At 70.6% G+C, this 23394-nt stretch carries 26 protein-coding genes and 1 pseudogene; 16 read left to right on the top strand and 11 right to left on the bottom strand.

Annotated elements, in window-relative coordinates; translation table 11 throughout:
- Window positions 1-42: 42 nt before the first annotated feature.
- From J7E88_RS37440 to J7E88_RS17335, 3 genes and pseudogenes are all read right to left on the bottom strand, one after another.
- Window positions 43-260: pseudogene (locus J7E88_RS37440) on the bottom strand (GntR family transcriptional regulator); the annotation flags it as partial.
- Window positions 257-1606, bottom strand: a complete 1350-nt coding sequence (locus J7E88_RS35940; RefSeq protein WP_251022763.1) for a hypothetical protein — start codon at window positions 1604-1606, stop codon at window positions 257-259. The gene J7E88_RS35940 and the pseudogene J7E88_RS37440, both read right to left, overlap by 4 nt.
- A gap of 144 nt (window positions 1607-1750) precedes the next feature.
- A complete protein-coding gene (locus J7E88_RS17335) occupies window positions 1751-2956 on the bottom strand; it encodes an ROK family transcriptional regulator (RefSeq protein ID WP_215182176.1) in 1206 nt (401 codons plus the stop codon).
- A 76-nt stretch (window positions 2957-3032) separates the two neighbouring features.
- Here J7E88_RS17335 and J7E88_RS17330 point away from each other — a divergent pair, with 76 nt between their 5' ends.
- Both J7E88_RS17330 and J7E88_RS17325 read left to right on the top strand, forming a co-directional pair.
- Window positions 3033-4121 carry a Gfo/Idh/MocA family oxidoreductase gene (locus tag J7E88_RS17330; protein WP_215181982.1) on the top strand — a complete coding sequence of 363 codons (1089 nt, stop codon included), beginning with the start codon at window positions 3033-3035 and terminating at the stop codon, window positions 4119-4121.
- Complete coding sequence (locus tag J7E88_RS17325; protein ID WP_215181980.1) at window positions 4118-4636, top strand: heme-degrading domain-containing protein; 519 nt, start codon at window positions 4118-4120, stop codon at window positions 4634-4636. Before J7E88_RS17330 ends, J7E88_RS17325 begins: the two co-directional genes overlap by 4 nt.
- Before the next feature lie 54 nt (window positions 4637-4690).
- Here the strand turns inward: J7E88_RS17325 and J7E88_RS17320 are convergent, their stop codons facing one another.
- The 3 genes from J7E88_RS17320 to J7E88_RS17310 form a co-directional block, all read right to left on the bottom strand.
- Complete coding sequence (locus J7E88_RS17320) at window positions 4691-5551, bottom strand: fumarylacetoacetate hydrolase family protein (protein ID WP_215181978.1); 861 nt, start codon at window positions 5549-5551, stop codon at window positions 4691-4693.
- 190 nt (window positions 5552-5741) lie between these two features.
- Window positions 5742-6500, bottom strand: coding sequence for a membrane protein insertase YidC (locus tag J7E88_RS17315; RefSeq protein WP_215181976.1), 759 nt, complete (start codon window positions 6498-6500; stop codon window positions 5742-5744).
- Window positions 6501-6583: 83 nt separating this feature from the next.
- Complete coding sequence (locus J7E88_RS17310; protein ID WP_308307523.1) at window positions 6584-6916, bottom strand: DUF6412 domain-containing protein; 333 nt, start codon at window positions 6914-6916, stop codon at window positions 6584-6586.
- Between the two features lie 290 nt (window positions 6917-7206).
- On the opposite strand from J7E88_RS17310, the gene J7E88_RS17305 reads away from it, so the two are divergent.
- Window positions 7207-8295 (top strand): sugar ABC transporter substrate-binding protein, encoded by a 1089-nt coding sequence (locus tag J7E88_RS17305; protein ID WP_215181974.1) that lies wholly within the window; start codon window positions 7207-7209, stop codon window positions 8293-8295.
- Between the two features lie 190 nt (window positions 8296-8485).
- Here the strand turns inward: J7E88_RS17305 and J7E88_RS17300 are convergent, their stop codons facing one another.
- Window positions 8486-9244, bottom strand: a complete 759-nt coding sequence (locus J7E88_RS17300; RefSeq protein ID WP_215181972.1) for a class E sortase — start codon at window positions 9242-9244, stop codon at window positions 8486-8488.
- A 112-nt stretch (window positions 9245-9356) separates the two neighbouring features.
- Between J7E88_RS17300 and J7E88_RS17295 the strand changes: the two genes are divergently transcribed.
- Window positions 9357-10373 carry a YecA family protein gene (locus J7E88_RS17295; protein WP_215181970.1) on the top strand — a complete coding sequence of 339 codons (1017 nt, stop codon included), beginning with the start codon at window positions 9357-9359 and terminating at the stop codon, window positions 10371-10373.
- A gap of 87 nt (window positions 10374-10460) precedes the next feature.
- Here J7E88_RS17295 and J7E88_RS17290 read toward each other — a convergent pair whose 3' ends face one another.
- Window positions 10461-11564, bottom strand: a complete 1104-nt coding sequence (locus J7E88_RS17290) for an MrcB family domain-containing protein (RefSeq protein ID WP_215181968.1) — start codon at window positions 11562-11564, stop codon at window positions 10461-10463.
- Window positions 11565-11636: 72 nt separating this feature from the next.
- Window positions 11637-12278, bottom strand: coding sequence for an ATP-binding protein (locus tag J7E88_RS17285; RefSeq protein ID WP_215181966.1), 642 nt, complete (start codon window positions 12276-12278; stop codon window positions 11637-11639).
- A 158-nt stretch (window positions 12279-12436) separates the two neighbouring features.
- Here J7E88_RS17285 and J7E88_RS17280 point away from each other — a divergent pair, with 158 nt between their 5' ends.
- The 9 genes from J7E88_RS17280 (at window position 12437) to J7E88_RS17240 (ending at window position 18698) form a co-directional block, all read left to right on the top strand.
- The gene (locus tag J7E88_RS17280) at window positions 12437-13285 is read left to right on the top strand and encodes a helix-turn-helix transcriptional regulator (RefSeq protein ID WP_215181964.1); all 849 of its coding nucleotides are present in this window, start codon (window positions 12437-12439) and stop codon (window positions 13283-13285) included.
- Window positions 13282-13488, top strand: a complete 207-nt coding sequence (locus J7E88_RS17275; protein WP_215181962.1) for a DUF397 domain-containing protein — start codon at window positions 13282-13284, stop codon at window positions 13486-13488. The genes J7E88_RS17280 and J7E88_RS17275 overlap by 4 nt, the downstream gene beginning before the upstream one ends.
- Window positions 13489-13800: 312 nt before the next feature.
- A complete protein-coding gene (locus J7E88_RS37070) occupies window positions 13801-14010 on the top strand; it encodes a hypothetical protein (protein WP_215181960.1) in 210 nt (69 codons plus the stop codon).
- A gap of 5 nt (window positions 14011-14015) precedes the next feature.
- Complete coding sequence (locus J7E88_RS17265; protein WP_215181958.1) at window positions 14016-14528, top strand: DUF6879 family protein; 513 nt, start codon at window positions 14016-14018, stop codon at window positions 14526-14528.
- Between the two features lie 10 nt (window positions 14529-14538).
- Window positions 14539-15381 (top strand): helix-turn-helix transcriptional regulator, encoded by an 843-nt coding sequence (locus J7E88_RS17260; protein WP_215181956.1) that lies wholly within the window; start codon window positions 14539-14541, stop codon window positions 15379-15381.
- Window positions 15382-16206: 825 nt separating this feature from the next.
- The gene (locus J7E88_RS17255; RefSeq protein WP_251022762.1) at window positions 16207-16650 is read left to right on the top strand and encodes a hypothetical protein; all 444 of its coding nucleotides are present in this window, start codon (window positions 16207-16209) and stop codon (window positions 16648-16650) included.
- A gap of 63 nt (window positions 16651-16713) precedes the next feature.
- Window positions 16714-17091, top strand: a complete 378-nt coding sequence (locus tag J7E88_RS17250; RefSeq protein WP_215181954.1) for a hypothetical protein — start codon at window positions 16714-16716, stop codon at window positions 17089-17091.
- Between the two features lie 68 nt (window positions 17092-17159).
- Window positions 17160-17387: a hypothetical protein gene (locus J7E88_RS17245; protein ID WP_251022761.1), complete on the top strand. Its 228-nt coding sequence runs from the start codon at window positions 17160-17162 to the stop codon at window positions 17385-17387.
- Window positions 17388-17474: 87 nt separating this feature from the next.
- Window positions 17475-18698 carry an alpha/beta fold hydrolase gene (locus J7E88_RS17240; RefSeq protein ID WP_215181952.1) on the top strand — a complete coding sequence of 408 codons (1224 nt, stop codon included), beginning with the start codon at window positions 17475-17477 and terminating at the stop codon, window positions 18696-18698.
- Window positions 18699-18716: 18 nt separating this feature from the next.
- Here J7E88_RS17240 and J7E88_RS17235 read toward each other — a convergent pair whose 3' ends face one another.
- Window positions 18717-19820 (bottom strand): pentapeptide repeat-containing protein, encoded by a 1104-nt coding sequence (locus J7E88_RS17235; RefSeq protein ID WP_215181950.1) that lies wholly within the window; start codon window positions 19818-19820, stop codon window positions 18717-18719.
- A gap of 274 nt (window positions 19821-20094) precedes the next feature.
- On the opposite strand from J7E88_RS17235, the gene J7E88_RS17230 reads away from it, so the two are divergent.
- Window positions 20095-20883, top strand: coding sequence for an excalibur calcium-binding domain-containing protein (locus tag J7E88_RS17230; protein WP_308307522.1), 789 nt, complete (start codon window positions 20095-20097; stop codon window positions 20881-20883).
- Between the two features lie 35 nt (window positions 20884-20918).
- Here the strand turns inward: J7E88_RS17230 and J7E88_RS17225 are convergent, their stop codons facing one another.
- Window positions 20919-21563 (bottom strand): hypothetical protein, encoded by a 645-nt coding sequence (locus tag J7E88_RS17225; protein WP_215181946.1) that lies wholly within the window; start codon window positions 21561-21563, stop codon window positions 20919-20921.
- Between the two features lie 181 nt (window positions 21564-21744).
- Here J7E88_RS17225 and J7E88_RS17220 point away from each other — a divergent pair, with 181 nt between their 5' ends.
- Both J7E88_RS17220 and J7E88_RS17215 read left to right on the top strand, forming a co-directional pair.
- The gene (locus J7E88_RS17220; protein WP_215181944.1) at window positions 21745-22734 is read left to right on the top strand and encodes a CHRD domain-containing protein; all 990 of its coding nucleotides are present in this window, start codon (window positions 21745-21747) and stop codon (window positions 22732-22734) included.
- 184 nt (window positions 22735-22918) lie between these two features.
- Entirely contained in the window at window positions 22919-23221 is a 303-nt protein-coding gene (locus J7E88_RS17215) for a hypothetical protein (protein WP_215181942.1), read from the top strand.
- Window positions 23222-23394: the final 173 nt, after the last annotated feature.

The raw sequence follows: 23394 nt of genomic DNA, 5'->3' as shown, positions 1-23394 counted from the left end.
TCTCGTCGACCCTCTGCGAAAGCGAGGACCGGAGCGTGTCGTTGAGACCTCGTGGCGCACGGCGAGATCGCGTTCACCGGGCAGCAGCCCGCCCTCGCCCAACTCGTCCGTCGCCTGCGAGATGCGGGCCTTGACGGCGCGGTGCTTGGGATGCGGCCGTGGATGCGGCCGTGCTCCGGGATGCCGGAGCGTGCGGGGCGCCGGGCCTGGTCGTTCGGGTAGTCCGCCGGAGGTTGATTGCGGACGTGGGTGAACGTCAGCGTCTGCGGGCTCCAATACGGCGGGACATCAGCACCAGCAGCCCGGTCCCGACCGCGATCACTGCCCCCGCGGCGGCGAGGCGGGCCACGGTCCCGGTGCCGGTGGTGGCGAGTTGGTCGAGGGAACGGGCGATGACCGAGTCCTCAGGTGCCTCGGTGACCTCGAAGCGGTAGTCGCCGGACGCGCCGACCCAGTCGCCGTCGTTGCCCTTGCGCTGGACGACGGCGGCGTTGACGGTGACGGTGTTGGGCGCGGTCCCGGCGGCGAGCGCGAGCCGTACCTTGACGGTGACGGTCTTGCCGGCCGGTACGACGAAGCCGCGGAAGCCGTCGTCGAAGGCGCCGACGATCTCGTCCTCGCTGGTCCGCTCCAGCGAGACGGGCCGCCAGCGTCCGGCGTCCCCGTCGCGGAACTCGACGGTCACCTTGTCGGCGGCGAGCCCGGGGCGGCCGGTGAGGATGACCACGGGGTGGATGCGGTGGCACAACTCCTCGGTGGTGTTGGTGAGATCGAGACCGACGCTCTGGAAGCCGGCCCCGGGATGAACGGTGCGCGGCCCGCCGTGCATCCGGGTACGGATGGGAAAGTCGGGATCGGCGGCGTTGCCACAGGTCGGCTGCTGATCGGCCGGCACCTCCTCGACCCGCTCCTCGGGCCGATCGTCCACGCGGGGGGTGCTGCGCGCGAACGGGTCGCCGGGGACGCCGAGCACGGACTGACCTGCAACGCCGGGACCACCATGCGCGGACCGGTCGACCGCGCCGGGACCGCCGCGCGCTCCGGCGATGGGCGGGTTCCCGGCCGCGGCCCCCGGCGCGACCGACTGCACGGCGCCCGCACGGGGGACGCCGCCCGCGGACAGGGCGGACGGACCATGCGCCTGGGCGAGGGAAGGGGGGCCGTCCAGGGCCCACGGCGCCGCGGACCGCACGGCGTCACCGCCGGCGACGCCGCCCGCGGACGCGGCGGACGGACCATGCGCCGCGAGCAGCGGGGCGACGGAGCCCGGCGCGGCGAGCGGCGACTCGGCGAAGGCCGCCGCGCCGGGCGGCAGCGCGCCCAGTGCATCCGGTCCAAGCGGCCGCGCGGCAAAGGCTGGTGCGGCGAAAGCCGCCGGTTCCGCGAGGCCCGGAGCGGCAAGTGCGGCATGTGCGGCAGGTGCGGCAGGAGCAACGGCCGCCGCGGCACGGGGCCGCGCGGCAGAGACCTGCGCGGCGAAATCCGGCGCGGCCACGGCCGCCGCCGCCGCGAAGTCCGGCGCGGCGAGCGCCGCCGGGGTCATGGCAGGCGCGGTCGTCAGTGCCGCCGTCGTGGCTGTCAGGGCGAGGGCATTGCGCAGTCGCATGAGTGGCCTTTGCTTGCTCGCGTACCGCCGGAGGGACGCCCGGGCCGTGGCCGCGGGATCCTGTCATCGTTTCCCACGACGCCCGACGGCGTACGGTCGCGTACCGCCGAACAGCGGCGCACCACCCCTCCCGTCAGCGCGTTCTCATTCACCCCGGTCGGCGGCGAAGGCCGCCCGCGCACGGCCGAACAGCGGAGCCAGCACCAACTGCGCCGCCCCCTCGGCGACCGCGTGCGCCCCGCCCCCGGCCGTCGCCACCGGCACCCGGCTGCGCGCCGCGAGCACCGCCACCACTCCGCGTACGAAGTCCTCCTCCGCCGCAGCCACCACCCGCCCCCCGAGCAGGACGCGGTCGATGTCGAGCAGCTCGACCAGGTTGGCTGCGCCGACGCCGAGCACCCGGGCCGCGCCCGCGATGTCGCCGCGGGCGACGGCGGCCAGGCACAGCGCCTCGATGCAGCCGCGGTTCCCGCAGCCGCACACGGGCCCGTCGAGCTGGACGACCTGGTGCCCGAACTCCCCCGCCCCCGTGCGCGCGCCGCGGTAGAGCTCGCCGCCGAGGACGAGTCCGGCGCCGAGTCCCGTACCGAGGTGGAGGTAGGCGAAGGAGTCGCCGGGTCCGCGCAGCGCCAGGCCCAGTGCGGCGGCGTTGGTGTCCTTGTCGAGGACCACGGGAAGCCGCAGCCGCGCGGCGAGCGCATCGCGCAGCGGGTAGCCGTCCCATTCGGGGAATCCGGTGACGCGGTGCGGCACACCGGTGACGTGGTCGAGTGGCCCGGGCATGGCCACGCCGACGCCCAGTACCCGGGGTCCCGCGCCGTCGGCCCCGGCCACGGCCACGAGTTCCTGCACCTCCCCCGCCGCCCCCGCGAGCACCGCGTCAGCGCCTGCGCCGAGGTCCAGCGGGGCGGTACGGGTCGCGATGCGCGCGCCCGACAGATCGAGCAGGACCGCTGTCAGCTCGTCGCGGTCCAGGTGCAGGCCCACCGCGTGGCCCGCCGACGACAGGATCCGCAGCACGGTGCGCGGCTTGCCGCCCGTGGAGGCTCGCCGGCCGGCCTCCGCCGCGAGGCCCTCCTCGCGCAGCCGTCCGACGATCTTGCTGACGGCCTGCGGTGTCAGGCCAGTGCCCTCGGCGAGCTCGATACGGCTGATGCCGGCTTCCCCCGCCGTACGCAGCAGGTCGAGGACCAGCGCCGCGTTGTGGCTGCGCAGGGCGGGGAGGTTCGCACCGGCCGCGGCACCGGTGCCGGTCGCGGCACCGGCGGCGGAACCGACCCCGGCCCCGGCGCCGGTCGAGAGGCCGCCCCCGACTCCGGTCCCGCCCGTACCCGCGCCGCCCTGGTTCATGCCCGCCCTCACTGTCGTCACCCTCCCATTCTCCGCAGCGGTTGCACTTTGGCAACAGCGTTGCTTAAGTGGAGCCATGACTGGTTCCGGCTCCCCCCTCCGCGTCGGACTCGTCGGCTACGGCCTGGCGGGCTCCGTCTTCCACGCCCCGCTGATCGCCACGACCGAGGGCCTCGTCATCGACACGGTCGTCACCTCGAGCGAGGAGCGCCGGGCCCAGGCGCGGGCCGACCTCGGCGACGGCGTGCGCTTCGCGGCGGCCCCGGAGGAGCTGTGGCAGCGGGCGGACGAGCTCGACCTGATCGTCGTCGCCTCGCCGAACAGGACGCACGTCCCGATCGCCACCGCAGCCCTCGAAGCCGGTCTCGCCGTGGTCGTGGACAAGCCGGTCGCCGGCACCGCCGCCGAGGCGCGCGCCCTCGCGGCCCTCGCCGACGAGCGCGGCCTGATGCTCTCCGTCTTCCAGAACCGCCGCTGGGACAACGACTTCCTCACCCTCCGCCGGCTCGTCGCGGACGGCGAGCTGGGAGACGTGCAGCGGTTCGAGTCCCGCTTCGAGCGCTGGCGTCCCCAGCTCAAGGGCGGCTGGCGCGAATCGGGCGACCCTGCGGAGTTCGGCGGCCTGCTGTACGACCTCGGCAGCCATGTCGTCGACCAGGCGCTGACCGTGTTCGGCCCCGCCGTGCGGGTGTACGCGGAGTCCGACGTACGCCGCCCCGGCGCCGCGGCCGACGACGACACGTTCATCGCCCTCACGCACGCGAGCGGTGTCCGCTCGCACCTGTACATGAGCGCGACCACCGCCCAGCTCGGCCCCCGTTTCCGGGTTCTCGGCTCGAAGGCCGGGTACGTGAAGTACGGGCTGGACCCGCAGGAGGCGGACCTGCGCGACGGCCGGCGCCCGGCAGTGGGCGAGCCGTGGGGCGTGGAGCCCGAGGCGCTGTGGGGTCGTATCGGCTCCGGAGAGTCCCCGGCCACCGGCGGGGGCACCCCGGTCGAGACCCTGCCGGGCGACTACCCCGCGTACTACGCGGCGGTGGCCGCGGCCGTCCGCGGCAAGAGCAGCCCGCCGGTGACCGCGCTGGAGGCGGCCGCCGCCCTGGACGTCCTGGAAGCCGCCCGCCGCTCCGCCCGCGACGGCGTCACCGTGGAGATCACCGCATGAGCGAGCGCACCACCCCCAAGCACCTCACCGTCGACGAGATCGTCGAGCAGGAGCGGCGGCTGACCCTGCACCGCTTCTCGCACGACGACGCATGGAAGCTGGGCAGCCTGCTCGTCGAGATGGCGCATCTGCGCGACGCGCCCGTCGCGATCGACATCCGCCGCGGTGCCCAGCAGCTGTTCCACTGCGCCCTGCCGGGCTCCAGCGCCGACAACGACGCGTGGATCGACCGCAAGCGACGGGTCGTCGAGCGGTACGGCGAGAGCTCGTACCTCGTCGGCGCGCGGCACCGCGCCAAGGGCACGACGTTCGAGGAGTCCTCGCGGCTGGACCCGGACGTCTACGCGGCCCACGGCGGCTCCTTCCCGATCATCATCGAGGGAGTCGGTGTGGTCGGCTCCGTGACGGTCTCGGGCCTGCCGCAGGCCGAGGACCACGCGATGGTGGTCGAGGCGCTGGAGCGGTTCGCCGCGCACGCGGACGGTTCGAGCGGTACGGCCGGGCCGCCTTCCTGACCCGCCGTACCCCCAAAGCGTCGTGCAGTCTGCCGCGGTCGCCGGCCCCCGCCGCTACGCGTCCTTGAGCTCCTGGCGCTGCCGCCCGAGGCCCTCGATCTCCAGCTCGACCACGTCCCCGGCGCGCAGGAACGGCTTCGGTTCCGGCCGGCCCATCGCGACGCCCGCCGGCGTACCGGTGTTGATGACGTCGCCCGGGTACAAGGTCATGAACCGGCTGAGGTAGCGGACGACGTGGGCCACCGGGAAGATCTGGTCGGCCGTGCTGCCGTCCTGCTTGAGATCGCCGTTGACCCACAGCCGCAGCCGCAGCGCCTGCGGATCGGCCACCTCGTCGGCGGTCACGAGCCAGGGGCCGAGCGGGTTGAACGTCTCGCAGTTCTTGCCCTTGTCCCAGGTGCCGCCACGCTCGATCTGGAATTCGCGCTCGGAGACGTCGTGGGCGACCGCGTACCCGGCGACGTACGACAGCGGGTCCTCGTCCTCGGCGATGTAGCGCGCCGTGCGTCCGATCACCACCGCGAGCTCGACCTCCCAGTCGGTCTTGCGGCTGCCGCGCGGCACGAGCACGGTGTCGTCCGGGCCGACGACCGTGTCCGAAGCCTTGAGGAAGACGACGGGCTCGGCCGGAGGCTCGGCACCGGTCTCGGCGGCGTGGTCGTGGTAGTTCAGCCCGATGCACACGACCTTGCCGACCCGGGCGAGCGGCGGCCCGATGCGGAGCCCGGCGGCGTCCAGGACAGGCAGGTCACCGGCGTCGACCGCGGCGCGGATCCGGCCGAGGGCGGTGGCGTCCGCGAGCAGCGGGCCATCGATGTCCCCGACGAGACCGGACAGGTCACGCAGGGTCACCCCGTCTCCGTCGAGCAGAGCGGGGCGCTCGGCCCCTGTCGTACCGACACGCAGCAGCTTCATGTTTCTCTCCCCTGGTCGAGTGGCTCGAGTGCGGACCCGGCCCGACAGGTGCGGCCGTCGGAGGATCGGAGGGTTGGCTGATCCTCCAAGACGGCCGACCACCCTGCAAGACCCTGTTCACCACCTGGACCTTTACGTGGCGGTAGCAAGCGCCCCGCGGCCGGCCTCACCGGAGTCGTGGCCGACCGGGTCAGGGGGCGTCTGTGGTTGCTCCCCGCGCTGGATTGCCACGGGGCTCGACCGGCAGGTCCCGGTGGAGGAGCACGCGCTCGACCGCGGACCAGGTGGTGCTCGTGACGACGTACAGCGCGGCCGCGAGCGGCACGACGGCAACGGTGACCAGCGTCGCGAACGACATCAGCGGCATGACCTTGAGCACGGCGCCCATGCCCGGCACCTGCTCGCCCACCGTGGGCACGGCCGCCATCTGCTGCTTGGTGCGCCGGTAGGTGAACGTCGCCACGGCGGCGACGACCGCGAAGAGGGCCAGATAGACGAGCCCGGCACCGCCGAGCACGCCGCCGTCGGACAGGGCGTCGGTCCAGCGCCCGCCGAGCGGCGCGCCGAAGAGAGCGTGGTCGAGCAGTCCGTTGGGCTCGCCGCCGATCCGCGCGCTGGAGAACAGGTGGTACATGAGGAAGAACGCGGGCAGCTGGAGCAGGGACGGCAGGCAGCCGGACAACGGCGACACCTTCTGCTGCGCGTACAGCTCCATCGTGGCCTTCTGCAGCCGTTCCCGGTCCTCGCCGTGCTTCTCGCGCAGCTCGGCGAGCTGCGGCGCGAGCCGGGCGCGGGCCCGCTGACCGCCGGCGGCCGCGCGGGAGAGGGGATGGACGGCGAGGCGTACGAGCGCGGTGAAGACCACGATGGCGGCGGCGGTGGCCGAGGCGGCGAACAGCGGCTGGAGCAGGTCGGCCAGCTGCGCGACCAGATCAGCGAAGACGGACATGGGTGAGCCCTTCAGGGGTCTCGTCGTGCCGGAATCAAGGACATGGCGGCATGACGGCCCTTCAGGAGGGACCGGCGGGGTCCCTACGTGGCCGTCGGAAGGGGACGGCCGGGGGCTCGGGGGCGCGTGCGGCCCCGGGCGTCGGGGTCGCGCTGCGGGAGGAAAGCGGTTCGCTTCTCACGGTCGCGCATCGCGGTCCGCACACGCGTCCGCGGCACGACCGGCGCACAGCGCGCGCTGATCACAGCGCACACGACGAGCGCGGAACCGGCGGCGGCGGTGGCGGTCGCGGCGAGGGCCACGGCGGCGGTCAGACCGGCGCCGTCGACGAGGACGGCCTCGATGAGCAGGACCTCGACGAGGAGGACGAGCAGGAGCACGGCGGGACGGAGCAGGCGACTCACTCGACCGGGCACATGCCCCTCCCCTCTCCTGCGTATCTGCGCTTCTGCGCATCTGCGTCCGGCGCTTCGTTCTCGTACACGAGCGGCGGAGTCCAAAGGTTCCCCGGCCGGCGGACCGGTTCCCCCGCGGGCACTCGGGCCGACACTCGGGCCGTGGACAGCGCTTTCACCATTTGTTCAATGGGCAACACCGTTGCCATCACGTTAAGAGGCAAGGTCTTGACGCTCCGCTCACAGCAGAGTTGGATTTGCGCCACCTCGGCCGAAAATGATGCGGCCCCCAGGGAGGTTGAGTTCCACAAATGAACACACTTCTGCGTAGCGCGACCGGTGCCGCTTCCGCCTGTGTACTGAGCATCTCGCTGACCGGCTGCGGCGGCGAGGAGAACTCAGGGGTGATCAGCAACGAGATCGTCGTCGGTCTGCTGCTCCCGGAGAGGCAGGCAGCCCGCTACGAGAAGTTCGACCGGCCCGTCATCGTGGACAAGGTCGACCGCCTGACCATCGGCGAGGGCAGGGTCGTGTACGCCAACGCCAACCAGGACGCCGCGCTGCAGGCCCGGCAGCTCGAGAACATGATCGAGGACGAGGTCGACGTCCTGATCGTGGACGCGGTCGACTCCAAGGCCATCGCGAGCAGCATCGAGAAGGCGAAGGAGGCGGACATACCCGTGGTCGCCTTCGACCGCCTCGCCGAGGGCCCGATCGACGCCTACACCTCGTTCGACAACGAGGAGGTCGGCCGCGTACAGGGCAAGGCCCTGCTGAAGGCGCTGGGCGACCAGGCCGGGGACAGCCGGATCGTCATGATGAACGGCGCCATCACGGACCCGAACGCGGCGATGTTCAAGCGGGGCGCGCACGCCGAGCTCGACGGCAAGGTGGACATCGCCAAGGAGTACGACACCGAGGACTGGAAGCCGGAGAACGCCAAGGCCAACATGCAGGCCGCGATCACCGCCCTCAACTCGGACAGGATCGCGGGCGTCTACTCCGCGAACGACGGCATGGCGGGCGGAGTCATCGCCGCGCTCAAGGCCGCGGGCGTCACACCGCTGCCGCCGGTGACCGGTCAGGACGCCGAGCTCGACGCCGTGCAGCGCATCGTCGCGGGCGAGCAGTACATGAGCGTCTACAAGCCGTACGCGCCGGAGGCCGCCGCCGCGGCGGAGATGGCGGTCCAGCTCGCCAAGGGGATGTCGCTCCACACCGTGGCCCAGACGGCCGTCGACAGTCCGACGGCCAAGGACATCCCGGCGGTCCTGGTCCCGGTCATCCCGCTGACCAAGGGCAACATCAAGGAGACGGTCGTCAACGACGGCATCTTCACGGTCGCGGAGATCTGCACCCCGAAGTACGCGGCGGCGTGCGCGAAGATCGGCCTCACCTGACGCGACGGGTCCTGGCGCAGGGCCGGCCCGGCAGCGCGAACGGGTCGGTCCGAACCAACCGGCAGCGCGAACGGGTCGGTCCGAACCAACCGGCAGCACGAACGGACCGGTCCCGAACGGTCGCTCTACGATCGCTTGACGACTCCGCCGGCCGTACGGTCGTCGACCAGCCCCCGTCCCGACCCGCCCCTCAGCGGGGCTGCACCGACGCCAGCCTCGCCCAGACCACCAGCCGGTAACGGGAGCTGAACTCGGGGGTGCAGGTCGTCATGGTCAGGTACCGGCCGGGCTCGCCGTACCCGGCGGTGGGCCACACCAGGCTGCGCGGCACCGGCGCGATGACCCCGGTGTCGCGGGGAGTCGTCTGCGTCAGCGTCTTGTCCACCGCGTAGACGAAGATCTCCTCACGGGTCTCGATCCGGACGGTGTCGCCGGAGCGCAGGCGGTTGATGTACCGGAACGGCTCGCCGCGGGTGTTGCGGTGCCCGGCGACAGGGAAGTTCCCGGCCTGCCCGGGCTGTGCCGTCCCCGGGTAGTGCCCGATGTACCCCTTGTCGAGTACGCCGCGCCTACCGATGCCCTGCGCGACGGGGGCGACGACGCCGAGGCGGGGGATACGGAGGACCGCGTAGGCCTGGTCCCAGCGGGGCGGCACGGGCCGGGGCGCGGCGGGCGCCACTGTCCGTTCGCCCCTTTCATCCGGTATGCCCGGTGTCACGTCATCCGCTGCCATACGCTCCGTCCCCCATGTCCGCTCCAGGGCGTGGACCGTGCGCTCGGCGCCTTCCCTCGCCTGCCGGTTCGTCCACCACAGCTGGTGGACGACGAGAAGGAGGACGATCACCCCGAGGGTGACGGTGACCTCGGCGGCGGCCCACAGCCCACGGGCGAGCGCCGCCCGCGCCCGCCCGCGCCGTGTCCGGTGCCCGTTCCGCTGCCCGCTGCGCACGGGCGCAGGGTAGGACCCGGCGCCTCAACTCACCAGTACCGGAAGCGACTCCGTACGGTTGCCGGGATACGGCCTGCCCGCACGTACCCCCTGCCGCAGTACGGTGTGGTGCATGCGCCCCGACACGCCTGCCGACCACACCGCCGAAGCCGAGCGCCTGCTGCGCACCGCAGCGCAGTATCCGGAGGACGACGAACAGCTGCTGCTGCAGGCAGCGGCCCATCTGGAACTGGCCGGCGACCGCGGCCGCGCGTCCGGGCTCTACGACCGCCTGCTGGCAGCCGAGCCGGACCACCCGCAGCTGATCAAGGCGCTGCAGGCGGCCAACCTGTGGGAGTACGGCCACGAGGCGGAGGCACGCGCCCTGATCGCGGGCATCCGCATCGCGGCCCCGGCACAGGCCGCGCCGTGGGAGATCATCGCCGAGACGCTGGAGGCCCACGACGAGCTGGAGGCTTCCCTCGAGTGCTTCACCGAGGCGCTGGACCTGCTGCTGCCGGAGGACGACGACGTCCCGTACGCGACCCGGTCCCTCCTCACGGGCCGCCACCGCGTACGCCGCCTGCTGGGCCTTTCCCATGACGACCGCGACGCCCTCGCCGACCGGGTCCACGCGGCCCACACGCCGGACGTGAGCCTCGACGAGCTCCACAACCCGAACCGCCTGTGGGCGCTGGGCTCGGACAACCCGGCGGAACTCAGGGCCGAGATCACCCGCCTCCGCTCGGAACTGGGCTCGTTCCGCTCGGCCCTGTCGCGCCCGTTCCCGGTGGCAGTCCTGCACTGGCCGGAACGGGAGCTCGCCGAACTCCTGGAGGCCTACCCCGAGCTGGCCGCCGAGTACCCGGGCCACAAGGAGCACCTGGCGTCCATCGAGTCGTCGCTGCGCGACCTGGCGGCGACGGGCACGGAGAACCTGGGCATCGTGACGGCGACGGTCCCGTCCTACGAGGCCTTCGCAGCCTCGGAAGCGTCCTCCCCGTCGAACGCGAACCTGCTCCCCCAGTACGCGACAACCCTGGCGGCCCGGGGCCGGGCGGCGGCGTGGCCGCCGGCGCGGGGGGCGGCGTGCTGGTGCGGGTCGGGGCGGGTGTACAGGGAGTGTCACGGGGCCTCGGCAACCTCATAGATGCGCATCAGTGAGTTCCCTGGAACCTCCGGACCTCCGCGACTGCCTTGGCGTAGCGTCACATTTACCACCACTCTGAGGTTGGGGCTACGCCAAGGTCATGCCCCACTCCTGTGCCATGGATGAGCCGCCCCATCCGGCCCCGTGCTGCCAGATCGAGGCGATTCCTCGCTCCTCCAGGTATGGGGCGTAGACGCCGATCTCCTCGGAGAACAGCCCTATGAGGAAGGGCTCACACTGCTGCTGGTAAAGGAAGTGGCGGTACTCGTAGAGCTGTCCGACTGCCTCACGGACCGCCGTGGTCGGGTTTCCGTTACGAACGACCTTCGCTTCAATCAACCACTCTTCGCCAATCTCCGCCTCGGCGCCGGGACGCCGCAGCACCAAGTCCTTGGGGTGCTGCCCTCGCGTGATGGGGGCGTATCCGCACTCCGCGACATAGATGCCAAAGTCCTCGATCAGCTTCTCGTGGCTTCGTTGCTTGACCTGCTGCCGGGCCGTGATCTGCGCCACATACTCGCTGCTGCTCTTCGGCTGGAAGCCGGCGAGCGGGTCGGCGACCGGGTGGGCGTGGCCGCCAGGCTCGTAAGACATCTCAAGGGCGTCTGCGTCGTCGCTCATCCACCAGACACGGTCCGCCTCTTCCGCTCGCCGTAGTGACTCGATGGCGACCAGGAGGTCCTCCATCAACGTGACATCACTCGGCAGGACGGCCGTGTCGTAGGACTTGGCGATGACACTGGCTGCCTGGTAGGCCCGGGGTCGCGCCGCCTTGTCGCGAAGCTCCGGCTCGTCTACCCACCCCTGCCGCTTCACGGCCCGGCGGAGCCGGGCCGCGTGACGGCGAAGATGCGCCTCGCGCGCGATGCCCCTGCCCAATCGCTCTTCCAGCCAGGTAATCCCTTGCTGCAAGGTTAGAGTCACGTTCTTCAGATCGGCGCTGAAGATATATGCGAGGTACAGACCCTTCTTCGGATCGCTCTCGCGACGCTCATCGAAGATGCCGATCCAGGGGGTTGCCGCCGGAGTCGTCTGTCCCCCATGCCCTTTGGCGCTGAAGCCTGGCGGAAGGGCGAGATCGGTACGGCTTGCGACCGCACGCAGTACCTGCTGTCCCTTCACGTCGCGCGTCGAACCGGCGGTGCGGTCGTATGTGCTCGCGACTTCGATGAGCATGTCTCGAATCCCCATGCGGAGAATCTAGATCAGGTAAGCGCACCGCACACTGGTCTCACCTCACCCCGGTCAAGTCACCCGTGCGCATCACAAGCCGGACTCAAATCGCGCCTGAGCCATGTCCAGCACATCATCAGCGTCGAAGCCGTGGACAACCATCCAGTGGAGCAAATCCACGATCACATCGATCGCGGTGTCCTTGGCCACGGCCACGCTCAGCCGACTCGCGTTCACCGCGCGAGGGGATGCCACCGCACCGTAAATGGAGATCATCGCCTCCGCCCGTGTGACGCGGACGCCTCCGGCGTGTCCGTTCGGCGTGGACAGATCGGTCGCGATCTCGCACCAGGTCACCTTGTGATCAGAACCGAGCAGAACACCCCAGCGGTCAGCCATCGCGTCCACCAGCGCCATGCCACGTCCCGACTCAGAGTCAGGGCCAACCGCGACCAATGTCGGCAGCGCCCGGGAGTCGGGATCGCGCACTTCAACGCGCAGGTACGTGCCGCTCATGGAGAGACGGAGGGCTGTCGGCGTCCCCGCGCCCACGTGCCGGATGACGTTGGCGACGATTTCACTGACACAGAGCTGAGCTACTTCCGTCTGCCGTGGCAAGCCCCACGCCTTCAAGTGGAGCCTCAGGATGCGTCGAAGTACGGCCACTTCCTTCGGCTCAGCCAGGAAGGGAAGCTCCCACGACTTCCGAATCATGCACCCGTCCTCATTCATGCCAACCCACTCACCTCATGGCGGACGCTACGACTCACCAGCATTGCGTTGCGCATCCCTTCATGCAATATGCACCAAGGGATTCCCACCATCGAGTGATTGGCAAGCACGCTCACTGGTGCGGAGACTGAACACCCGCTACGGAAAAGAGGGTTGGAATGGCCGGCTCACCAACGGCGCGACGTCGACGTTTGTCGATCGAGCTGAAAAGGCTGCGCGAGACAAACGGCTTCACCTGCGCGCAGGTGGGAGAGGCACTGGACTGGAGTGGGTCCAAGGTCAATCGCATGGAGACTGGCACCGGACGCGTACAACCCTCAGATGTTGAGGCGCTGTGCCGCTTCTACGGGACAGACGACGAGCTCCGGGAGTTCCTCAAGTCGCTGGCACGGCAGGCTAAGACACGAGGTTGGTGGCAGGCACACGGCAGTGGGGTTCCGTCTTGGTTCTCGATCTACATCGGGCTGGAGCAGGACATCTCAACCTTCCAGCAGTACCAGTGCGAGTTCCTACCAGGGCTGATGCAGACGCCTGCTTACGCCACCGCCCTGCACCGCGCCACCAACCAGATGACCGCTGAGGACGTTGCGCAGGCAGTCCATGTACGGATGGAACGTCAGGCAATGCTCACCCGAGAGGACGCTCCAGACGCCTGGTTCGTCGTACATGAGAGCACCCTGCGAAACGTTATCGGTGATCGGGCATTGATGCGTGAGCAGCTCGAACGCATCCTGGACGCGGTTGAACTTCCCGCTGTCACGCTGCAGGTGCTGCCGTTCGATGCCGGTCCTTACCCTGCGACGGGCTCGTTCACACTGATGGGCTTCCCTGACCTCGAGGACCCGGACATCGTGTACCGGGATGGCATCACCGACGCCATCTACTTGGAGGGGGCGGACGATGTGCGTGAGTACACGCGAGCCTTCGACAATCTGAGGGCCGCGGCCGCGAGCCCTCATCGCTCGGTCCAACTGATCAAGTCGTTGCTGAAGGACTACGTACGATGACCAACCCAAATCCGATCTCTTCCAGGGACCCTCAGTGGTTCAAGTCCTCCCGCAGCAATGGGTCAGGCGGTGAGTGCGTGGAGTGTGCGCACGCTGGCACTGGCATCTTGATACGCGACTCGAAGCGGCCGACGGGGCCGGTGGTCGCCGTGGCGACCGATGCCTGGCAAACCTTCGTTGAAGGAGTCACTCTCCGGCTTTGAGCTCGTGCCGCCTTGCCTCGGGCGCGCGTCATGGTCGGTTGTTCGCTGCCGACCATGACCGTCCGATCCTTCGCGGCTACGCGCCAAGGCCACCGCGGCAAGTAGGGACCGGCCGAGGGTCTCCAGCCCTCGGACGATGCCTTCGACGCGCTCGTGTGCCACCGGGTGGTGCTGGACTCGCCTCGCCACCAGTCCCTGTGCGATCACGCCCCCTGTGCCCCTATGGCCGGGACGGGACCACCTTTCGTGTTTCTAGATCACCGCACTACCGTGCACCTCCCGGCATTCCGCCGGCCACGAGAGGGGACACCCATGCCTCGCAAGCTGCGCATGCTCGGCACGAACAGCAAGACCGGCGAGTGCCCGACGCTGTACGAGGACGTCGACAGTGGGGAGATCCTGGTGCAGGGCTGCACCGTGACGGACCCCGAGGTGCTGGCCCAGATGCAGAACGTCCTCGACGGTGAGTCGCTGGTCGTCGTCGACCGCGCGCTGCTTATCAACTTCGCCCCGAAGGAGTGACGTTGATGGACGTCGTGCCCGCGCACCGAATCCTCGACTTCTTCAAGGGGGGCTTCGAGCACACGGCTTGGCGACTGGAGACCCGCCGGGAGTACGCGGCGGACCAGGCCACCGAGGAGTATCAAGACTTTGTCCGAGGCGTCGCGCCGCTACGTGACGAGGGGGGCCCGTGGTTCGTGAACGCCCGCGAGCAGACCGCGCGAGGGAAGCGGATCGAGCGGGTGCGCCTCGTCGACGAGCCGCCCAGCACCGGACAGCGGTACCTGCTGGCGACGACGCCGGACAATCTCGCCGCAGGCGAGGACATCCGATTCCTGCTACGTGCCGACGCCGAACGCCTCGGCCTGCCGGACTTCGACTTCTGGCTGTTCGACTCGCGGGTCCTGGCCCGCTTCAACTGGACTGATCCGGCCCGTCGCATGGAGCTGACGACCGACCCAGCCGCGATCGTCGCTGTCTGCCAGGCCCGCGATGCCGCATGGCACCACGCCCTCACGTACGAGGATTTCACCGGGTAGCGTCCCCGGTGTGAGCACGGACTATCAGCAGGCCAGGGTTGCCCTCGGTGCGCGGCTGCGCGAGCTGCGCACCGAGGCCGGCCTGACCGTGCGAGGTCTGGCCGCAGCGTGCGAGTGGGCACCATCGAAGGTGTCCAAACTGGAGAACGGGAAGCAGACAGCGACCGGCGCCGACCTCGATACGTGGGCCGTGGGTGTCGGGCAGCCGCACGCGGCCGCGGAGTTGCGCGGCCGGCTAGCAGGACTGGAGTCCACGTACAGGTCCTGGCGCCGGCAGCTTGCGGGCGGGCACCGAGCGGTGCAGGACGCGCTCGGGGCGCAGCACGAGAGGACCGCTACGTTCCGTGGGTTCAGCGCATCCGTGGTGCCAGGAGTGTTCCAGACGCCGGAGTACGCACGTGCTGTCCTCGGTCGGTATGCAATGCTGCACGGCGTCGACCGGGACATAGAGGCGGGTGTCGCGTCCCGGCTGCGGCGGCAGGAGGGCTTGTACCGGCCGGGCAAGCGGTACCGGGTCCTGATCGGTGAGGCTGCGCTCCACACCCGGATCTGCTCTCCCGCTGTGCTCGCCGACCAGCTCGACCGGCTGATGTCCGTGAACGGCCTCTCCACGGTGGAGCTCGGCATCATCCCCCTGGCTGCCGATGTGCGGGTGGCGGCCGGTGACGACTTCTGGATTCACGACGACCGGCTGGTCATCGCCGAGTCGTGGCATGCCGAGATGTGGTTGGACTCGGCCGAGGACGTCGCTCTGTACGGGAAGGTATGGGATGCGCTCGCCGACGGCGCCGTCACCGGCCGGGCCGCGCACCGCCTGATAACACGGGCGCGGAGCGCTCTCCTGCCCTCTTGAGCAACATCCGGAAACGAGCCGGGCCCTGTGAGAAACAACGAGAAACATGGCCGATCCTGAGAAACCCCGGCGCTTACGGTGCTGGTCATGGACGCACACGCCCGCCCTGCGGGGATTGCCGACAAGGGACGGTCCGGCTGGTGCCGCTGGCACGACGGCCCGTTGTCTACCGCCGCCTATGTGCGCTCTGCTGAGCGCCAGTCCGATCCGCCGCTACCGCTGTACGCGTGCGCCCCTTGCCGCGAGCAGCGCGACCTCACCCCCGCGCCCGGGCGGGTGGAGGTATGAGCCCGATCCACCACGAGGATCCGGTACTCACCTCCCACGCCATGCGTCCAATCGGCGTCGCCCTGTGCTGGTCCCCGAAGCCTGACGCACCGGGCCGCTGCTCCACCCTTCCGCCCCACCATGCCGGCCACCACTTCCACGAGTACTCGGGTGCGTCCTGGCGACAGGGACGGAAGTGAACACCGTTTCCGCGCCACCCCGCTGCGGCGAGGTTCCGATCCCGTCGGCTGCTGCGCTGTCCTGGGAGGCCTACGCGGGCCGCGCCTGTTATGCCTGCGGCAGACAGCTCACCCGAGGTGCCGTCCTTGTCGGCCGCGCCGCCGGGCAACAAGGAGCCCACGTCCTGGACACCGACGTCTACGCCTGCCCATGAGACGTACGCGAGTACCGCCGATCACTCGCGGTCCCCAGCCCCGCCCCGGACCGAATGCCCTGGCAGGACCGGTCCGGGACGGATACCGGCTCCCCGAAGAAGCCCGACTCGCACCACGGCGCCCGGGTAGGCCGCGCGCCGAGCATGTACCGAAGGAGCATCGCATGACCGCTCTCGCAACAGAACTGGCCCGTGGCCGAGGCCTCGTCGAGCCGGAGCTTTTCGACCGGCTCGTCCGCTTCGTCGTCCAGGAGGAGAAGGTCACCCGTGAACGCGCCGAGCGCGTGATGGATCAGGCGCTCGCGTTCCTCCACATGTCCGCCCACCACAACGAGGGCCTGTCCCCGTCCCAGTCGGTCGACCCCGGCTGGCACGCCTTCATGCTCCACACCCGCGAGTACGCCGCCTGGTGCCAGGAGCAGTTCGGCCGGTTCATCCACCACAACCCGTTCCCCGCACCGCAGCTCTTCGACGGCGCTCAGATGCGGGCCACGGTGGCCGCAATCGAGGAGGCCGGGTTCGTCGTCGACCACGAGCTGTGGGGCACGGCCGCCGAGTGCAACCCGCCGGCCTGCTGCGGCGACGGAGGCGGCTGCAGCGGCAAGTAACCGTCCCGCTCAACGCGCGGCCGCCGGTCCGGTGGTCGCGCGTGCTCTCGGATCGGAGCCGCCATGCCCGCCGTCCAGGTCACCGCTGTCAGTCGGCTCACCGTCTTTCCGCTGCACGGCCTGCTGATCGCATACACCACCCAGTCCAGCGACCAGCGCGGCGTGGGCGACATCGCCATCGTCTGCGTCGTCAGCGCAGACGGCGCGTCCGGAGACCGGTTGTGGCGCCTCGCAGCGAGCATGTACTCCAACACACCCACCGGCCAGACCCAGGCCCGCTGGATCCTCACCCAGTGCACCCGCGCCCGCATGTGCCGCGCCCCCTCCTACCGCGACCTCCCGGAAGCGAAATGGACTGCGGAACTGACCCACACCATGCATCTCGACGGGCTGTTCGCCAATCACGACATCCTCCGCACCGGCACCCTGGCGATCGAATAACGTTTCACGCGCCGTAAGGACCATCCGGTCGGGGCACCGATCCGGCTGTGCTCCAGGATGCTCTTGTGATGGACCGCATCAGCGTGCTCATTTCGGCCTTCGGCGTTCTCGCCGGCTCGGTGCTGCTCATCAGCGCCGTCCGTGAGTACCAGGCGGGCTCGTCCGTCCTGTGGGCGGTGGGCCGGGGGCTGGGTCTGCCTCGCCGCGTGCCTCGCTCTCGTGCGGGACGCACGGCGTCTGCGGGCCTCCAGAGGCAGTCGTCGGGACGCGGCATGACGGCCGAGGGCTCGTCGTGACCGCCCGCCCGGGGCGTCGTCGCGCGGCCCGGTCGGCGGTCGATCCGGGCCGGTTCGCTGTCAGTGGGCTGCGGCATGCTGAAGAGCATGACTCCGCATACGCTGACCGACCTCGAGGGCGCCCTGCGCGCCAGTTGGGCCGCCGACACGTGTTCGCCCGATGACGTGGCGCGTGCCGCCTGGTCCGGGGATAACCCGGCCTGGGGGCACTGCGACATCACCGCGCTGGTCGTGCACGACGTGCTCGGTGGCGACCTTGCCGTCGGGGAGGTGCGGCTCGGGGCTGAGCAGCGCGGCTACCACTGGTGGAACGTCCTGCCGAGCGGCGTCGAGATAGACCTCACCCGTGAGCAGTTCCGCGTCGGGGAGGTGGTGACCGGACGGCGGATCGTTCCACGTCCGGTCGGACGCCCGCTGCGGCGGGCGGAGGAGTACGGGCTGCTGCGCGGCCGGGTCGAGGCGCGGCTCGGCACGCTGCCCGCGTCGCGCGTCGGTGGGTCGTCGGTCGCTGGTCTGCCGGCCGGAGAGCCCGCCGGCGAGGAACCGACGCGCAGCGCGTTCGACGCGGGCGGGCACCGGCTGTCGTACCTGGACTTCGGCGGGCCGGGGCGGCCCCTGCTCGCGTTGCACGGGCACTTCGGCGAGGGACGTACGTTCGCGGCGACGGCTCGTGACCTCGCCCCCGAGTGGCGGGTGATCGCCCTCGACCAGCGCGGCCATGGGCGTTCCGACCGCCCCGGGGACTTCTCGCGCGAGGGGTACATACGGGACGCGGCAGCACTGCTCGACCACCTCGAGCTCAGCGGCGTCGTGGTCCTCGGGCACTCGCTCGGCGGTGTCAACGCCTACCAGCTCGCCGCGCGCCGCCCCGAGTTGGTGAGCGCCCTCGTGGTCGAGGACATCGGCGCCGAGGTCGACGACGACCTGTCGTTCTGCCTGTCGTGGCCACGGCGGGCCCCGACGCGCGCGGCGCTGATCGAGGGGCTGGGCGAGTCGGCGCGCCATCTCGGGGACGCGATACGCGAGCACAGCGACGGCTGGGGGCCGGTGTTCGACCCGAAGGACATGGTGGTCTCACAGCAGTGTCTCAACGGAGACCACTGGGAGGACTGGCTGGCGAGCGATTGCCCGGCGCTGCTGGTCCATGGCACCCGCAGCGATGTCCTCAGCGAGGGACACGCCGCGGACATCGTGGCCCGACGCCCCGGAACCAGGCTCGCCCGGCTCCCGACCGGGCACACGGTGCACGAGTCGGACCCGGCGGGGTTCAGCGCGGTAGTACGGGAGTTCCTGCAGTCCGTGGGGCCATGAAGCGGCCGTGTGCGTGGCTCAGGGATACGACCGCAGCTCCGGCAGGTCCGTACGGAGCGTGAAGCCCGAGACGGTCGCGGAGGTGGGCCCGTCCTCCTCCGGGCCCTCCCGCGACGTCACTCCCCGGGCCGTGGGGTCGAAACCCGCCGGCCAGCGCGTCGCCGCATTCGCGTGAGCCCCCTCCAACAGGGTCTCGAACAGGTCCGCGGTGCTCAGGTCCGCGTTCCGCAGGTTCGTCATGCGCAGATCCGCACGGCGGAAGACCGTGCCGGCCGCCCAGGCCCCGGACAGGTCTGCCTCCCGCAGGTCAGCGTCCGTGAAGTCGGCCTCCGCCAGGTCGGTTTCGACGAGCCGGGCGCCGCGCAGATCCGCGTCCACGCAGCGGGCGGCGCGGAGGATCGATGTCGCCAGCTCGGCCTGGCGCAGGATCGCTCCCGCCAGGGAGGCGCGGGTCAGGTCGACGCGGAAGACGCTTGCCGCCGCCATACAGGCGCGGTCGAGGATGACTCCTTGTAGGTGAAGGCCGTCGCAGTCGGCCCGCCGGAGGTCGGTGGCGATGAGGTTGAGCCATTCCGGGCGGCGGCCCTCACCCAGGACGCCGAGGCAGGTCAACGCGACCTGGGCGTCGGGGGCCCTGGTCTCCAGGGGTGGTACGGAGTTGATGGGCGCGTCGGCGGCAGGCGCGTCCGGCGACGAGGGCGGCCACGGCAGGTGGATCCGTAGGAACGCCGCCATGATGGCGATGACCGCCTCCCGGTCCCGGTGGGAGTGTTCCGCCACCCGCCACAGGGAGTAGAGGCCGCCGATCCGAACGTCGAGCTTGTCGCTCCCGGTCTGGTCGACCGCCTGGCCGAAGCGGTCGGTGATCTGCCCCTCGCGCGTGGCGTGCAGACCCTCCTGCCCGACCCGCATCTGGCGCCAGGCGACGTACGCACCGGCGAAGATGGCGAGTCCGCCCACGGCCTGCAACAGCGTGGCACGGACGTTGTTGACCGCGCTCAGCCGCTCCTTCGGCTCCACGTTCGCCCCCGCGAGGTCGTGGTCCACGACCACGCCCGGCAGGAACCACACGATCGCGGCGAGCAGAGCGAGCGCCACAGCGAAGGCCGCGGTCACCGTCACGGCACGCAGCAGCCGAGGCGGCCGAGCCGGTGCGTTCCCGTGCCTGCGCACAACTCCCCCTGAGTCCAGGATCTGATCCTACGGGGGTCGATTCCGGGACGAGCACGGCCCGGACCCACCCGGTCGGCAGGCGCGTGCCTCCACGCACGCACTCATCACTGTTGCGCGATCCCCTCACATTTCCTTCACCTCGGTGCCATGCTCGGTACCTGCGGTTCCGCTTCATCGGTCTTGGGGGGCACATATGTCCATACGAAGAGCGCGCGGTCGGGTCGTGGCCACTGTCGCGGTCCTGGGTGCGGTTCTCGCGGGGTGCGGCGGGGGCAGCGACGACGCGAAGCCCGTCGCAGCCACGTCCAGCGCCGCAACGCAGGAAACGCCCGCTCCCTCCCCGACTCCCCCACCCGTCCTCGACCTCGTCGACGACGAGGAGAGCGCGGACGCGGGCGAGGAGATCGTCGTGGCAGTCCTGGAGAACGACACCCTCACGCAGGAAGGTGCCATCGCCGAAGGCCTCGAAAGCGCCCTCGGGACCGATGGGTTCACCGTGACCGTGGACACCGCTCCGTCACACGGCACGGCGACGGTCGACGGCACCGACATCGTCTACACGTCCACGCCCGGCTACGCAGGCGAGGACGAGTTCACGTACCGCGTGGAGGTGAAGGGCGACGCCTCGCTCAGTGGCACCGCCGTCGTACGGATCACCGTTGCCAAGCCCACGCCGACGCCGAAGCCGACCGAGGTGCCTGCCGCGCCGAAGGTGTCGTACGCGAACTGCGATGCCGCGCGAGCGGCGGGAGCCGCACCGGTTCACGAAGGTGACCCCGGCTACGCACGCCACCTGGACCGGGACGGCGACGGCGTCGGCTGCGAGCCGTACAGCGGGGGCAGCGGTGGCAGTGGGGGCAATGGAGGCAGCTCTGGGGGCACTTCCGGAGGTAGCACGTACTACGCCAACTGCTCCGCGGTACGCGCCGCCGGTGCCGCTCCCATCCACGCCGGTGACCCCGGATACGGGCGCCACCTGGACCGGGACGGCGACGGCGTCGCCTGCGAGTGACGGACGAACGAGGAGGTTGAGGCAGCGCAGGAGCCTCAGACCACCGTCTCCGCCTCCTTCTTGATCAGCTTGCCGTCCGCTGCGATCACGAACCACTCGCCGTCCAAACCCTGGCCGTTGACGTCCCCGGGCACCACATCGCCCACGTAGTAGTACAGCGGCCAGTCCCCGTAGACCGCCTGCTCCGCGCCCGCGCCGAACTTCGCCTCCTTCAGCAGCCCGGCCTGCGCGCCCGGCCCCGCCTTCACGTCGTTCACGGTGGTGAGGGCCGGCCAGACGGCGATGCAGTCGGCGTCGCAGTTGGCCTGGCCCGGCTTGTCCTTGGTGAAGCCGTAGAGCGTACGGCCCTTGCCGTCGACGAGGATCGTGCCGAGCTCGGACTCCGCCGTCGCGACGGTGACGGTCGCGGGCGTGGCAGCGGGCTCCGGGTCGGCGTCCCCGACCGGCGCATCCGCATCGGCGGGGGGCTCAGCCTCCGGCTGCTTCGGTTGCCCCGCTGCGGGTTGCTCGGCGCTCGGGGAGGCCGCCCCCGCGCCGTATCCGGAGCCGGAACCGCCGGAGTCCGCGCACGACGTCACCGTGAGCAGCGCCAGCGCGATCAGCGGGGCCGCGAGGAGGCTTCTGGTCCGGGCTGTGGTCGCCGTGGTCGCTGTGGTCGCTGCGGTGCGGGTGCCGCGCATGGTGAGATCCCCTCGGATTCCGGTCTGGCGGGAAGCAACGTACGGCGGGATGTACGGGTCCGACTGACCGGTCGTTCAACTGGATTCGCGGAAATCTCCTTTGAACGGGGCGACGGGAGGGCCCGTACTTGACGCCGACCGGCCACGACCGGGTCGGCCCCCAATGGGAGGTTCATCCGCCATGCACAAGCGCCACGTCTCGCGTCACGTCTCCGTGCGTCGCCACGTCTCCGTGCGTCACGTCTCCGTGTCGGCCGCCATCGTGCTCGCCGCCACGGCGGGCGCGGTTCCCGCGTCCGCGAACGACAGCCACGGAGGGGGCCACACCACGGCGGCGAGCGGCGGCGCGACGACGTTCACCAAACCGGCCCACGGCCACGCCGTCACCTTCGCCGCCGTCCTCACCGGCGCGCACGAGGTCGCCGAGGAAGGCGGGCCCGCCGTCAACGACCCCGACGGCAAGGCCGTGGCCCTCGTCAAGGTGAAGGGCGACCGGGTCGTCTTCGCGATGCAGTGGAAGGGGTTCGTGCCGAGCCAGGGACACATCCACCAGGGTGCCGCGGGACAGAACGGCGACGTGAAGGTCCCGCTGTTCGGCACCGAGATGCCCGACACCATCCACTCGGCGGCCGGGCACACGGAACTCACCGATGCCAAGCTCGCCGACAGCATCCGCGAGCATCCGTCCGGTTTCTATCTGAACCTGCACAGCAAGGAGTTCCCGGGCGGCGCCGTACGCGGGCAACTGAAACGTCTGAAGAAGAACATCAACCCGCTGCACATCATCAAGGGCGGCAAGCTGCGGGCGTTGTCGAGCGGCGCGCAGGAAGTCCCGGTCACCGACGCGCACAAGGTGGGGGACGACGACGGGTACGCGGTGACCTTCCTGCACCCCGCCGGCCGCAACGTCGACTTCTCGCTCGCCTGGGTCAACATCCAGGCCCCCCAGGCCGCCCACATCCACAAGGGCGGGTTCGGAAAGAACGGCGACGTTGTGCTGGGGCTTCTCAACAAGCCCGTACCGGAGGGTCTCTTCGCCGTTTCGGGGCGGTTGGAGCACCAGCACAAGGGGCTGCTGGAGGAGATCCAACACAACCCGTGGGGGTTCTACTCGAACATCCACACCAAGAAGTTCCCCGACGGCGCGGTGCGCGGTCAGCTCTTCCACTGAGCGCGCCGAGGGCACTGAGGGCACTGAGGGAACCGAGAGCACTGAGAGCGCTGAGGGACGGGAGCGTGGGGCGCGGGCTGAGGCAGCTCACCGGCGCTCTAGGCTCGTTACGGGGCTCGTTACGGGCGTTACGGCTCATTACGGCTCACCAGGTCGACGTTCGACAGTGAAAGGCGGCAGCACCATGGCCAAGGTTCCCGCGGCAGCGGTGGCGGCAGGCGGACTCGTGGGCGGGTACTCCGTCGCCCGCTTCACCAAGAAGCGCCCCCTCGGCGGGATCGCCCTCGCCGCGGCCGGCGCCGTCGCCGCACGTCAGTGGCACCGGGACGCCGGGCCGAAGGCCGCCGCCGGGCTGAGCGCCGCGTACGTCGCCGCCTTCGCCGGGTCCCATCCCCTGGCCAGGAAGGTGGGCGCGTGGCCGGCCGTCCTCACGGTGGCGGCCGGCGTCGCCCTGGCGTCCGTCGCGGTCACCCGCCGGAGCCGCTGAGCTCGTCCGCTCAGTGGCGGGTAACCGCCTCGGGCATCCTCCGGTGGGCGCTGAACACTCCGGGTCCGCCGTACGTATTCCATGACACCTCCCCTAGAGGCGCTGGGCGCGTGACCGTCGGCAGGGACCGGTTACGCGCCCAGCGCACGTCCCGCCTCGGCCGCCGCCGTCAC

Source organism: Streptomyces sp. ISL-10, assembly GCF_018614575.1.
GTDB lineage: Bacteria > Actinomycetota > Actinomycetes > Streptomycetales > Streptomycetaceae > Streptomyces.
Note: the sequence above shows the minus strand (reverse complement) of the source record. Positions and strands in the feature narration are given on the sequence as shown.

What these genes read in the sequence shown, in the direction of transcription:
- J7E88_RS35940 (WP_251022763.1), bottom strand. Translation starts at nt 1,606, where the DNA reads ATGCGACTGCGCAATGCCCTCGCCCTGACAGCCACGACGGCGGCACTG.
- J7E88_RS17335 (WP_215182176.1), bottom strand. Translation starts at nt 2,956, where the DNA reads ATGAACCAGGGCGGCGCGGGTACGGGCGGGACCGGAGTCGGGGGCGGC.
- J7E88_RS17330 (WP_215181982.1), top strand. Translation starts at nt 3,033, where the DNA reads ATGACTGGTTCCGGCTCCCCCCTCCGCGTCGGACTCGTCGGCTACGGC.
- J7E88_RS17325 (WP_215181980.1), top strand. Translation starts at nt 4,118, where the DNA reads ATGAGCGAGCGCACCACCCCCAAGCACCTCACCGTCGACGAGATCGTC.
- J7E88_RS17320 (WP_215181978.1), bottom strand. Translation starts at nt 5,551, where the DNA reads ATGAAGCTGCTGCGTGTCGGTACGACAGGGGCCGAGCGCCCCGCTCTG.
- J7E88_RS17315 (WP_215181976.1), bottom strand. Translation starts at nt 6,500, where the DNA reads ATGTCCGTCTTCGCTGATCTGGTCGCGCAGCTGGCCGACCTGCTCCAG.
- J7E88_RS17305 (WP_215181974.1), top strand. Translation starts at nt 7,207, where the DNA reads ATGAACACACTTCTGCGTAGCGCGACCGGTGCCGCTTCCGCCTGTGTA.
- J7E88_RS17295 (WP_215181970.1), top strand. Translation starts at nt 9,357, where the DNA reads ATGCGCCCCGACACGCCTGCCGACCACACCGCCGAAGCCGAGCGCCTG.
- J7E88_RS17290 (WP_215181968.1), bottom strand. Translation starts at nt 11,564, where the DNA reads ATGGGGATTCGAGACATGCTCATCGAAGTCGCGAGCACATACGACCGC.
- J7E88_RS17285 (WP_215181966.1), bottom strand. Translation starts at nt 12,278, where the DNA reads ATGAATGAGGACGGGTGCATGATTCGGAAGTCGTGGGAGCTTCCCTTC.
- J7E88_RS17280 (WP_215181964.1), top strand. Translation starts at nt 12,437, where the DNA reads ATGGCCGGCTCACCAACGGCGCGACGTCGACGTTTGTCGATCGAGCTG.
- J7E88_RS17275 (WP_215181962.1), top strand. Translation starts at nt 13,282, where the DNA reads ATGACCAACCCAAATCCGATCTCTTCCAGGGACCCTCAGTGGTTCAAG.
- J7E88_RS37070 (WP_215181960.1), top strand. Translation starts at nt 13,801, where the DNA reads ATGCCTCGCAAGCTGCGCATGCTCGGCACGAACAGCAAGACCGGCGAG.
- J7E88_RS17265 (WP_215181958.1), top strand. Translation starts at nt 14,016, where the DNA reads ATGGACGTCGTGCCCGCGCACCGAATCCTCGACTTCTTCAAGGGGGGC.
- J7E88_RS17255 (WP_251022762.1), top strand. Translation starts at nt 16,207, where the DNA reads ATGACCGCTCTCGCAACAGAACTGGCCCGTGGCCGAGGCCTCGTCGAG.
- J7E88_RS17250 (WP_215181954.1), top strand. Translation starts at nt 16,714, where the DNA reads ATGCCCGCCGTCCAGGTCACCGCTGTCAGTCGGCTCACCGTCTTTCCG.
- J7E88_RS17245 (WP_251022761.1), top strand. Translation starts at nt 17,160, where the DNA reads ATGGACCGCATCAGCGTGCTCATTTCGGCCTTCGGCGTTCTCGCCGGC.
- J7E88_RS17240 (WP_215181952.1), top strand. Translation starts at nt 17,475, where the DNA reads ATGACTCCGCATACGCTGACCGACCTCGAGGGCGCCCTGCGCGCCAGT.
- J7E88_RS17225 (WP_215181946.1), bottom strand. Translation starts at nt 21,563, where the DNA reads ATGCGCGGCACCCGCACCGCAGCGACCACAGCGACCACGGCGACCACA.
- J7E88_RS17220 (WP_215181944.1), top strand. Translation starts at nt 21,745, where the DNA reads ATGCACAAGCGCCACGTCTCGCGTCACGTCTCCGTGCGTCGCCACGTC.
- J7E88_RS17215 (WP_215181942.1), top strand. Translation starts at nt 22,919, where the DNA reads ATGGCCAAGGTTCCCGCGGCAGCGGTGGCGGCAGGCGGACTCGTGGGC.